Genomic DNA, 10,877 nt, shown 5'->3' with positions numbered 1-10,877 from the left:
TCAAAATAATGTCCGCCCCACCGTCAATCAGTGCCAGCGTACTTTCGGTGTAGTTATCCACCAGTTCATCAAAGGTCACATTCCTAAACGCGGGGTCATTGACATCAGGCGAGATGGAGCAAGTGCGAGAAGTCGGACCGATGACACCAGCGACAAAGCGGGGCTTATCAGGGGTTTTGGCGTTGTATTCATCACAGGCTAGGCGAGCTAGGCGGGCAGCTTCTCGGTTAATCTCGTAGGTGAGATGCTCCATGTGATAATCCGCCATCGAAATCTGCGTGCCATTAAAGCTGTTGGTCTCGATGATGTCCGCCCCAGCTTCCAGATAGCTTTTGTGAATGGCGCTGATGATGTCAGGCTGTGTCAGGACTAGTAGGTCATTATTACCCTTGACATCGTTCGTGATGTCGGCAAAACGAGCACCCCGATAGTCGCTTTCGGTGAGTTTATAATTCTGAATCTCTGTACCCATCGCCCCATCAAGGAACAAAATCCGCTTCTTTAAAAGCGCTGTCAAGCGTGCTTTATTGGTGCTTTGGGCATCTCGATAAGCAAATTCGCCCTGTGGCGTGCGGATAAAATTATCAGGATTGTGTGGCTTATGTGTGGTGTTGTTATTGGCTGATACACTCATGATTTTTCCAAAATTTGGCAAATAAAATGGGGTTATTATAGCAGTTTTATGGCGTGATGATGGCTAAGTTTTTGTAATTTTTGTCGATGTGGTTTCGTTGGCAAATGATGGGGAAATTGTTATACTAGATAAATAGTAATCAATCTTTTGATGGAGTGTAAAACGATGAAAAAGCTAGCTACTTTGGCGATGGGTATGGTGCTGTCGATGTCGGTGATGGCAAATACTGCCTATGATAAAGGCGTGTATTATATCATTCAAGACACTAAAGACAGTTATCAAAAGGCATTTCCTTATTTTAAACAAGCAGCAGAAGAAGGGGATAAATACGCTCAACAGCGTCTTGGTTCAATGTATAGTTTAGGCCAAGGCGTGCAGCAAGATTATCAAAAGGCAGCCGAGTGGTACACCAAAGCCGCCAATCAAGGGGATGCTATTGCTCAATATAATCTTGGACAAATATATCTTCAAGGTCAAGGTATACCACAAGATTATCACAAGGCGATAGAGTGGTACACCAAAGCAGCTAATCAAGGATATGCTTTTGCGCAAAACAACCTTGGTACAATGTATGAAAATGGCAATGGCATCCACCAAGATTATAAACAAGCCTTTAATTGGTATGCTAAAGCCGCTGCCCAAAATCACGCCACCGCTCAAAATAATATTGGCAATATGTACTATAATGGCTGGGGCGTTCGCCAAAGCTACTCTCTTGCCAAAGAATGGTATAGCAAAGCTTGTGATAATAGCTACCAAGAGAGTTGTTATAAATATCACGCACTCAACCAACAGGGTTTTTAATAATAAGGTAAACCATGTATCTATATATGCTAAAAATCGGTGCTACACCAAAGGGTCGGCTGATTGAACAGCACGATATTTTCTTTGGTATCGCTGATGATGTGCGTGAGCTGATACCGCATTTTGAATCAGCTTGGGCGGAGATTAAGGACATTTGGCACTTGGATGCCTATCGTGCAGTCACCGCCGTCGATGGCTATCGTATCGAAGTCGTCGATAAGCACAGTACGCCTGATGTGCCATCTAACAAACAGCTGTACTTTGTCAATCTCGGTGGCTACAAGCCCAATCACTTTGAAGAATATCATCACAAGCTACTCATCGTCGCCGACAGCATCCACCAAGCGACCGCCATCGCCAAACAAAGTGAGTTTTATCAAGAGTTTAATATTGCTAATACTCGGGCGACATCGCATATCGATGATAAATACGGCGTGGATATTGATGAAATTCACAATGTCAGTGATGTGCTACCCCAAGCGTTCAAAGACCGCTTCCGCCTGCGTATCACCGCAGATAGAACGGCAATAGCTGATGAGATGGTGATTGGCTATCTGCCGAAGAAGTTGTTTGTGTGATACAATGCTCGCTAAGCCATTTTATCAAGCATGACCGAGCGACACCATGACCCATCCCATCTGCCAAGCGATTTATAAAGCCACGCCTGCTGACTTTATCGTCACCGAAAATCTTGCCATCGAGCACACTCACGACGGCGAACATCTGTGGCTATATATCACCAAAGTCAATCTAAACACCGCCTATGTCGCCCGCCTGCTTGCTGACTGGGCAGGTGTGCCTGTGCGAGATGTCGGCTATTCGGGGCTAAAAGACCGCCACGCCATCACCCATCAGTGGTTCAGCATCCGCCTGCCGACCAAAGCTGTGCCAAGTACGCCTTTTAGCGAGTTTATCAAGCCACATCTGCATGATGGCGAATCCGCCGAGATTGGTAAGCAGGCTTGGCACAATCGCAAGCTAGGTCGTGGTACGCACAAATCCAATCATTTCACCATCACCCTGCGAGCCATCACAGGTGACAAATCAGCCATCGATGACAGGCTAAACCAAATCAAAACCGGCGGGGTGCCAAATTATTTTGGCGAACAGCGATTTGGTAATGATGGCAAAAATACCGAGAAAGCCAAGCAGTTTTTTGACAAAATCCTAGCCAGCCCCAAGCCCTACCGCCCAAACAAGAAAACCGCCGAGCGTGATAGCCTGCTGATTTCGACCGCTCGCAGTGTGTTATTTAATGCTATGCTTGATGCTCGTGTGGCTGATGGCAGCTGGCAAACGGCACTTGATGGTGATGTGTTTAATCTCAATGGCACAGGGTCAATCTTTGTCGCTGATATTGATGATGACATCCATGCTCGCCTAAATAGTGGTGATATTCACCCCACCGCCCCGATGCATGGCACAGGCACGCCCAAGCACAGCAATGATGTCGCACGCCTGTATGATACCGTGCTTAGCCGTGATGACTTTGCGGTATTTTGTCAAGGATTGCAAAAGATTGATGCCAAAATCAGCTATCGCCCCTTACGCCTATTGGTGCGGTTACTTACTTGGCGATGGGCAGATGATGCGTCGTTGGTGCTGGATTTTGAGCTACCAAAAGGGGCATTTGCCACCGTCGTGCTATCGGCGGTGGTGGATGAGCTAGTGAATCAGAGCCCATCTCATTCATGACTTACGGTAGAAAAAAGAATAAGCCCATCCAAAAAATGGACAGGCTTATTCAGATGATGTGTCTTGAGGATTATACCAATAATGGCACAATCGTTCCCCAAGCTCGCAATTTTATTATAAAGCTATTACAGCCATTTGCAAGCACAATAACCGCCAAACAGGATTTTTTTATGCATTATCCCACCAGTATTTTATTTGTTTGTCTTGGTAATATCTGTCGCTCACCTGCTGCCGAAGCGGTGATGGCAGCGAAGATTGCCAATGCACGCCTGCCCATTCGCCTAGACTCGGCAGGCACTGCCAATTATCACACGGGCAATCCGCCCGACACTCGGGGTATCAAAGTCGGCAAATCGCTTGGCTATGATTTATCCACCCTAAGAGCCAGACAAGTGAGCGTGGCAGATTTTTATGAATTTGACCAAATCTATGCAATGGATCACAGCAATTTGGCAAATCTGACCAAGCTACACAACCAAGCCATGCAAAATGCCGATGGTCGCACGGTGGCAAAGTTGCAGTTATTTGACCCGACGGGCAAGGCGGTTGCTGACCCTTATTATGGTGATGAAGCGGATTTTGTGGCGATGTTTGCACATTTAGAGCGGATCGCTGATAGTTATCTTGCGACATGGCACAGTCGTATATGAGATTTGTTATTATTTAGGTGCGACTATTTACAGGCAGATGGCAAGTCATTATAATGCTTGCATACGCCCGTGCGATTATTTTATAAGTAGCAATCATGTTAGACACTCATCAACACAGTTATCAAGACAGTTATCAAATTTGTCATCAATACGACCTATCACATCTGAATACCATGGCGTTACGCTGTGTGGCTGATACTGCCATCATCATTCATGATGCTGATGCACTGCCCAAGCTTGAGCTTGGTGATTCTTGGTTTGTGCTGTCAGGTGGAAGCAATGTATTGCTACCGAGTAGGCTTGATACCACCGTGATTTTGCCACGCATGATGGGCAAGCGCATCGTTGATGAGACTGATGAGTATATCCTGCTTGAAGTGATGGCAGGCGAGAATTGGCATGAGCTGGTCACGCATTGCACGCATCAAGGGTGGTATGGACTTGAGAATCTGGCACTGATTCCGGGTCTTGCCGGTGCTGCACCTGTGCAGAATATCGGCGCTTATGGCGTACAGCTAGAAGATGTGCTTGAGTGCGTACAGGTCTATGAATGGGCGACGGGCGAATTTCACACGCTTAGCCGTGATGACTGCCAATTTCGCTACCGTCATAGCATCTTTAAGGATGAGCCAAACCGCTATCTGATTACCGCCATCACCCTACGCCTGCACAAAAACCCAACCATCACCCGTACAGGCTATGGCGATTTGCACGCACACGCCCTATCGCTTGCCCATGATGATAATCGTGAAATCATCCGTCCGCTCGATGTCTATCAAGCGGTCATCGCCATTCGTGAATCCAAATTACCCAATCCTGCCATCTTGCCAAATTGCGGGTCATTTTTCCAAAATCCTGTCATCCCAACCGAGCAGTTTTTGGCACTACAAAGCAGTTATCCAACCATACCATCTTATCCTGTCAGCGATGATGAGACCAAAGTGCCAGCAGGTTGGCTGATTGACCAATCAGGGCTTAAAGGCAAAGGTATTGAGCCAATTCTCACCCACGCCAAGCAAGCACTGGTACTGACCAATCATGCACCACTGACCGCCACCCAAGACGACATCAAGGCAGCGGCGAACCACATCATCAGCACCGTGCATGACAAATTTGGCATCACGCTCGTGCGTGAACCTGTCTGGGTCAATGCCGATGGTAGCTACATCTAACTCACCAAAGCCGTCTAAGCCATCTAAGCGGCGGCGCATACTTGGCAAGCTTGCTTGTGCGCTTGGTATCGGTGGTGTCGTCATTGTCATCGGTGCAGTCTCGGTCGTGACGCCGATTTTTGCCACTGTGGGTAGTGGATTATTATCACTGTATTCTGCCATCACCCTGCCTAAGGCAGTCGATGACGCATCAGCCATCGTGGTGCTTGGCGGTGGTCTGACTAAAGATAACGACGGTCAAATCATACTCAACCACTACAGCCAAAGCCGTGCCGATGCAGCCATCAAAGCATATCAAGCACACGCACATACCATCATCACCAGTGGTGCAGAGTCGCCGTGGCTGATGGATTATCTCAATCAAAAACTTGGCGCACAAGCAGTCATCATCAGCGACAACGCCAGTATGAATACCTGCGAAAATGCCATCTTTAGTGCCAAACTCATCGCCCATCACGAACTGCCCAAGACCGTGTATCTGGTCACAGACCGCTACCACATGGCTCGAGCACGCAGGCAGTTTGCCCAAGTAGGTATTGCCACCATCGCCATTGATGCGCCACTTGCGATAGCCCCAAGCTGGCTTAAGCCCAAAGACAACCTAATCCACACTCGCCGTACCATCTATGAAATAGCAGCTTTGGCACGAGATATCGTCGCACCCCAAGACAACTGCCGAACCAGCGATAAAATCAGCCTAGAAGAAATCAGCACCCCAAGACGCAAGCCCAAGCTGTTTTTGTCATCGCTTGACAATCAGCCATCATAATCACAAAAGCCTAATGCACTACCTACGCCCTACATGGCGATGGCTTTGATGGGGAATTTTGACCGATTTATAAAAATTTTCCCAAAAATTTCACCAAAATCACTTGCATTTGGTAAAATTTTCTATATAATACGACGCATTGGAAGCTTGGCAGAGCGGTTGAATGCACCGGTCTTGAAAACCGGCGTGGGTTTATAGCCCACCGAGAGTTCGAATCTCTCAGCTTCCGCCATTATTTTTTTGATTGTCAGCTTGACAATATACCGCTTTAGGAAGCTTGGCAGAGCGGTTGAATGCACCGGTCTTGAAAACCGGCGTGGGTTTATAGCCCACCGAGAGTTCGAATCTCTCAGCTTCCGCCATTATTCATTACCCCAGTCGCTATATCGCTCGACTGGGGTTTTTGATATGTATTATTCCACTTTTTATCACTGTGTCAGTTTATAGCCATCTTAGCCACATTTAGCCACCTGATAACCACACTTAAACCCTACTTAGCCACATGGTGCTTTTATGATTTCTAGCTCATTAAGCCAAGCATTTATCCAAGGTCTGTTTGTCTCGGGCGGTCTGATTATCGCTATCGGCGCTCAAAATGCCTTTGTGCTCAAGCAAGGCTTGATGAAAAACCATATTTTTTGGGTGGCATTGACCTGTTTTTTGTGCGATTTTGTGCTGATGAGCTTTGGCGTGCTTGGCTTTGGCTCGCTGATTAGCCAAAGCCCGATGGCGACCATTGCCCTAGCTGTGGTGGGCGCACTATTTCTAGCCGTGTATGGACTGCGTGCCATGCGCTCAGCCATCGCAGGCGGTACTAGCCTTACGCTTGATAATGACAGCAAGCAAAGCACACTGCTTGCCACCATCGGCACGACCCTTGCGCTGACACTACTCAACCCCCATGTTTATCTCGACACAGTGGTCATCATCGGCGGTGTGGCAGGTACGCTTGGCTTTGAACAAAAAATCGCTTTTTTGGTAGGTTCGCTACTGGTCTCTGCCACTTGGTTTTTTGGTCTAGGCTATGGCGCACGGCTTTTGATACCCTTATTCAAAAAAGCCATCACTTGGCAAATCCTAGATGCTATCATTGCCCTAGTCATGTGGGCGATTGCCATCAGTCTTGGCGTGTATGCGTATGAGCTGTATGTGGCATAATTGTGTATGTGGCATAGTTGCTAAGCTCGTGATAAGACAGTGATTTTTTGACAATCAATTTACCTATCACAAACTCATGATGGATAAATTTGCCGTCGGACGGCTTTTGTGTTACAGTGGTTTTATTTTTAATCGCTTCTTATGTCGCTCATTCGCAAACGCAAACTGACCAAACGCCAAACTCGCCAAATCGAACAAAACCAAAGCATCCAAGTCGATGATGGTACGCTTGCTACCGGCGTGATTATCTCGCACTTTGGCAAACAGCTTGATGTACAAATCACCGCCTTGCCACAGATTTTGCCGACACAAGCCAAGCCCAATGATGGCTCGGATAGTACAGATAAATCCGCAGTCGCACTTGGGGCGATTTGGCGCTGTCATACACGCACCAATCTACCAATGCTCGCCACAGGGGATGCGGTCAAATTCAGCCTAGATACCACCGCCAATCTTGGGCGTATCGAACAGCTACTTGAACGCACAACGCTCATCACTCGCCCCGACCGCTATCACAAGGTCAAGCCTGTGGCGGCAAATGTCGATGTCTTGGCGATTGTCTTTGCACCCCTGCCCAAGCCTGCGGTCAATCTGATTGACCGTTATCTGCTCATCGCACGGCTCAATGACATCACGCCACTACTTGTGCTCAACAAATCCGACCTACTGCCCGACCACCCCGATGTCAGTCAGATTATTGCAGAATATCAAGCACTTGGCGATAAATATGGCTTTAGCGTCATCACCACATCAAGCGTCGCCAAAGACGGTCTTGGCACCCTGCATCAGCATATCGATGGTAAGCTGTCTATCTTTGCAGGGCAATCAGGTGTCGGCAAATCAAGCCTAATCAATGAGCTACTGCCTGATGCTCGCCAAGCCACCAACATCATCTCGGTGAACTCACAGCTTGGTCAGCATACCACGACCACCAGTCGCCTGCTTGCTTATGACGACCAAAATCTGTCCGCAGGTGGTATCATTGACACGCCTGGTATTCGTGAATATGGCATTTGGCATCTGTCGGCTGATGATATTTTGGCAGGCTTTGATGAATTAAATGAGCTGGCGGGCACTTGCCAATTTCGTGATTGCAATCATCATAGCAATGCCAAAGGCTGTGCTTTTTGGGCGGCTGCTGCACAAGATGAAGTGTTGGCACGGCGGATTGAGAGCTTGACATCATTGATTGATGAAGCCAAAAACGGACAAGCTGCCGCTAAGCCACAGGGTAAATGATTAGCGCTCATATATTTGCGAATAACTTGATGACTATCACTCCCTTTGCTATACTAAAGACAAAGATTTTAAAAAAAATGCCCACCAATGCAATTAAGGATGAATTATGGATACTCCTTCTTTTTCTGTAACCATCACACCTGAAATTCATGCAAAACTACAAGATATTTCAGCCTATGAAGAGCGTTCCATTCAAAACATCTTAACAAAAATGATTGAAGACTATATTGATGTCAAATCTCAAGAAATGGCACAACAGGCAGAACTTGACAAACTACTTGATGCAAGACTTCAGCGTATTAAGCAGGGTGAAGCAATTTTCTATAGTGCAAAAGAAGCGCGCGCCAAAACCCGTCAAATTATCAATCAATCTTTTGAGCAATTAACCAATGGCTAACACACTTTACTCTGTTACCATTGAGAATGAAGCATTTTCTGATATTAATCAGTTGGTTTTGTTTTATTTGCACCAAAGCCAAGATATTGGATTGGCGCAAAGAGTTGAAGATGCAATTTATGACGCCATCGACACATTAGAAATAATGCCTATGCGATGCGTATTATATAGAAAAGACCCACCTTTATATAAGCTAACATTAAATCAATTTCCTATCATTATTTATTTTGTTATTGATAAGCAATCACATACAGTTCAAATTGTGCATGTATATCATGGTGCCAGTAACCATCAACCAAATTTATAATTTCCATCCTATCTGCAAAAACAAGTGCAATTAACACCATTTCCTTATATAATAATCGTTTCACAGATTATTTATGGAGTATCCCTTGGAACGCTGGTTTGAGTTTGTGGGCAATCACCCGTTTTTATTTGGTTTATTAATCGTTCTTGCCATCGCATTTTTTGCCATCGAAGGCAAACGCAGTGGGCGTAAAGTACCACCGAGTGAAGTTGGTCTATTGGTCAATAATCACAACGCACGCATCATCGACATCCGCCCTGCCAACAAGTTCGCCCAAGGGCACATCACAGGCAGTGAAAATATCCCATTCACCGAACTCAAAAATCGCCTAGCCGAACTACAAGGCATCGAAGTCCCCGTCATCATCGTCTGCGATGTCGGTCTGCAAGCAGGTGCAGCGGTACAGCTTATCGCACGCCCAAATTTCATGCGTCTAGAAGGTGGTATTCAAGGCTATCAAGCAGCAGGCTTGCCACTGGTTGGTGCTAAGAAAAAATGACCGCCATCAGCACCCTTGAAATTGTTGGCGACTTACCCCATATCATTAGAAAGTTAGCATTTTTTTGAGAATAAACATGACCCAAGTAACCATCTACACCACCCCGGTTTGCCCATACTGCACCAACGCCAAACAGCTACTGACCAACAAAGGCGTAGAGTACAGCGAAATCAGTATGTACGATTTGACCACCGAAGAGCGTCAAGCATTATCAGCCAAAACCAATGGCTATCGCACTGTGCCACAGATTTTTATTGGTGAGACCTTTGTTGGCGGATTTGATCAGCTCAATAAGCTGAATCAAGAAGGCAAATTGGATGCGATGTTGGCTTAATGAATTTTATTCATTGATTTTTATTCATTGATATTGCCCAAATTCACACATTGACAGATTTTGACACAAGGAGCATACCATGTCAGACGAACAAACCCAACCACAGCTTGGTCTTGAGCGTATTTATACCAAAGACATTTCATTTGAAGTGCCAAGCGTTGAAGTATTCACCAAGCAATGGAAACCAGAAACCGACATCAACATCGCTGCTAGCGTGACCGATCTTGATGAAGATTATAAAGAAGTCGTGCTGACTGTCAGCGTGACTGCCAAGCTTGAAGATACCGTTGCATTCATCGCCGAAGTCCAACAAGCAGGTATTTTCCTACTAAAAAATATCCCAGAAGACGATCTGCCACACCTACTACAAGCTTATTGCCCAAATATCCTATTCCCTTATGCGCGTGAAGTGATTAGCGATTTGGTCACTCGTGGTAGCTTCCCACAGTTGCTACTTGCACCGGTGAACTTTGAGCAAGCTTATATCCAAAGCCAGCTTGAAGCACAAGCCGAAGCCGAAACCAACGGCAACGCCTAATTTTTTGGCAATCCATAAAAGCTCGAATATATTTCGGGCTTTTTTGTTGTCCTTTTTTGTCCAAGTCCAAGCTTAAGCCTAAACCAAAGCCCAAACCACCCCATTAAGCCAATCAGCATAAAAATGCATTTAGCAGTTGCAATCATGGTGTATTTTTGATAACTTTAGATGATTTTTAGATAAATAAGGCGATGCCATGAACAGTGTACAAGTCAAAATCCTAAACCCAAAAATCGGACAAGATCCTAACTTCCCGCTACCCACTCGAGCGACAGATGGCTCAGCAGGTATCGATCTGCGTGCGTGTATCGATGCACCCATCACCATCAAAGCAGGTGAAACCAAGCTGATTGGCACAGGTCTATCTATCTATATCGCCGATCCAAACTATGCAGGCATCATCCTGCCACGCTCAGGACTCGGTCATAAGCATGGGATTGTGCTTGGCAATTTGGTCGGTCTGATTGATGCCGATTATCAAGGGGAGCTGATGGTCAGCGTGTGGAATCGTAGCCAGACGGATTTTGTACTTGAGCCTGCTGAGCGTATGGCGCAGTATATGGTCGTGCCTGTGGTACGCCCAAGCTTTGAGATTATCGATGAATTTAGTGATGTCAGCGAGCGTGGCGCAGGTGGCTTTGGCTCGTCAGGTCGTCAGTGATTGTTTTTTTATAGAAGGAT

Annotated in this window: 15 protein-coding genes and 2 tRNA genes; 16 read left to right on the top strand and 1 reads right to left on the bottom strand. The window is 46.3% G+C overall.

The genetic code is table 11. From position 1 onward, the window contains the following. Positions 1-634 (bottom strand): homocysteine S-methyltransferase family protein (locus Q0N89_RS01375; protein ID WP_294033021.1); only part of this gene is annotated, 634 nt, incomplete at its 3' end. A 165-nt stretch (positions 635-799) separates the two neighbouring features. Between Q0N89_RS01375 and Q0N89_RS01370 the strand changes: the two genes are divergently transcribed. The 16 genes from Q0N89_RS01370 (at position 800) to dut (ending at position 10,857) form a co-directional block, all read left to right on the top strand. Beyond that, positions 800-1,438 (top strand): tetratricopeptide repeat protein, encoded by a 639-nt coding sequence (locus Q0N89_RS01370; protein ID WP_294033020.1) that lies wholly within the window; start codon positions 800-802, stop codon positions 1,436-1,438. Positions 1,439-1,452: 14 nt separating this feature from the next. Beyond that, a complete protein-coding gene (locus tag Q0N89_RS01365) occupies positions 1,453-2,016 on the top strand; it encodes a DUF1543 domain-containing protein (RefSeq protein WP_294033019.1) in 564 nt (187 codons plus the stop codon). Positions 2,017-2,062: 46 nt separating this feature from the next. Next, entirely contained in the window at positions 2,063-3,133 is a 1,071-nt protein-coding gene (gene truD, locus Q0N89_RS01360; RefSeq protein WP_294033018.1) for a tRNA pseudouridine(13) synthase TruD, read from the top strand. A 170-nt stretch (positions 3,134-3,303) separates the two neighbouring features. Then, positions 3,304-3,783, top strand: a complete 480-nt coding sequence (locus Q0N89_RS01355; protein WP_294033017.1) for a low molecular weight protein-tyrosine-phosphatase — start codon at positions 3,304-3,306, stop codon at positions 3,781-3,783. Positions 3,784-3,878: 95 nt separating this feature from the next. Beyond that, complete coding sequence (gene murB / locus Q0N89_RS01350; RefSeq protein WP_294033016.1) at positions 3,879-4,955, top strand: UDP-N-acetylmuramate dehydrogenase; 1,077 nt, start codon at positions 3,879-3,881, stop codon at positions 4,953-4,955. Continuing rightward, on the top strand, positions 4,939-5,724 hold the full coding sequence (locus Q0N89_RS01345; protein ID WP_294033015.1) for a YdcF family protein: 786 nt from the start codon (positions 4,939-4,941) through the stop codon (positions 5,722-5,724). Before murB ends, Q0N89_RS01345 begins: the two co-directional genes overlap by 17 nt. Positions 5,725-5,865: 141 nt before the next feature. Further along, a tRNA-Ser gene (locus Q0N89_RS01340) sits at positions 5,866-5,956 on the top strand. Between the two features lie 39 nt (positions 5,957-5,995). Beyond that, positions 5,996-6,086, top strand: a tRNA-Ser gene (locus Q0N89_RS01335). A gap of 151 nt (positions 6,087-6,237) precedes the next feature. After that, the gene (locus Q0N89_RS01330; protein ID WP_294033014.1) at positions 6,238-6,882 is read left to right on the top strand and encodes a LysE/ArgO family amino acid transporter; all 645 of its coding nucleotides are present in this window, start codon (positions 6,238-6,240) and stop codon (positions 6,880-6,882) included. Between the two features lie 141 nt (positions 6,883-7,023). Continuing rightward, positions 7,024-8,121, top strand: coding sequence for a ribosome small subunit-dependent GTPase A (rsgA, locus tag Q0N89_RS01325; protein WP_294033013.1), 1,098 nt, complete (start codon positions 7,024-7,026; stop codon positions 8,119-8,121). A gap of 106 nt (positions 8,122-8,227) precedes the next feature. After that, positions 8,228-8,518, top strand: coding sequence for a hypothetical protein (locus Q0N89_RS01320; RefSeq protein ID WP_294033012.1), 291 nt, complete (start codon positions 8,228-8,230; stop codon positions 8,516-8,518). Beyond that, the gene (locus tag Q0N89_RS01315) at positions 8,511-8,825 is read left to right on the top strand and encodes a type II toxin-antitoxin system RelE/ParE family toxin (RefSeq protein WP_294033011.1); all 315 of its coding nucleotides are present in this window, start codon (positions 8,511-8,513) and stop codon (positions 8,823-8,825) included. Before Q0N89_RS01320 ends, Q0N89_RS01315 begins: the two co-directional genes overlap by 8 nt. Before the next feature lie 85 nt (positions 8,826-8,910). Beyond that, positions 8,911-9,324: a rhodanese-like domain-containing protein gene (locus Q0N89_RS01310; protein WP_294033026.1), complete on the top strand. Its 414-nt coding sequence runs from the start codon at positions 8,911-8,913 to the stop codon at positions 9,322-9,324. Between the two features lie 76 nt (positions 9,325-9,400). Beyond that, positions 9,401-9,658 carry a glutaredoxin 3 gene (gene grxC, locus Q0N89_RS01305; RefSeq protein WP_078254350.1) on the top strand — a complete coding sequence of 86 codons (258 nt, stop codon included), beginning with the start codon at positions 9,401-9,403 and terminating at the stop codon, positions 9,656-9,658. A 79-nt stretch (positions 9,659-9,737) separates the two neighbouring features. Beyond that, entirely contained in the window at positions 9,738-10,196 is a 459-nt protein-coding gene (secB, locus tag Q0N89_RS01300) for a protein-export chaperone SecB (RefSeq protein WP_294033010.1), read from the top strand. A gap of 196 nt (positions 10,197-10,392) precedes the next feature. Beyond that, positions 10,393-10,857 (top strand): dUTP diphosphatase, encoded by a 465-nt coding sequence (dut, locus tag Q0N89_RS01295; RefSeq protein ID WP_294033009.1) that lies wholly within the window; start codon positions 10,393-10,395, stop codon positions 10,855-10,857. The last annotated feature ends 20 nt before the right edge of the window (positions 10,858-10,877 follow it).

This window comes from uncultured Moraxella sp. (genome assembly GCF_945873075.1).
In the GTDB taxonomy this organism is placed as follows: Bacteria; Pseudomonadota; Gammaproteobacteria; order Pseudomonadales; family Moraxellaceae; genus Moraxella.
The sequence above is the reverse complement of the archived record's forward strand: the minus strand, read 5'-3'. Positions and strand labels throughout refer to the sequence as shown.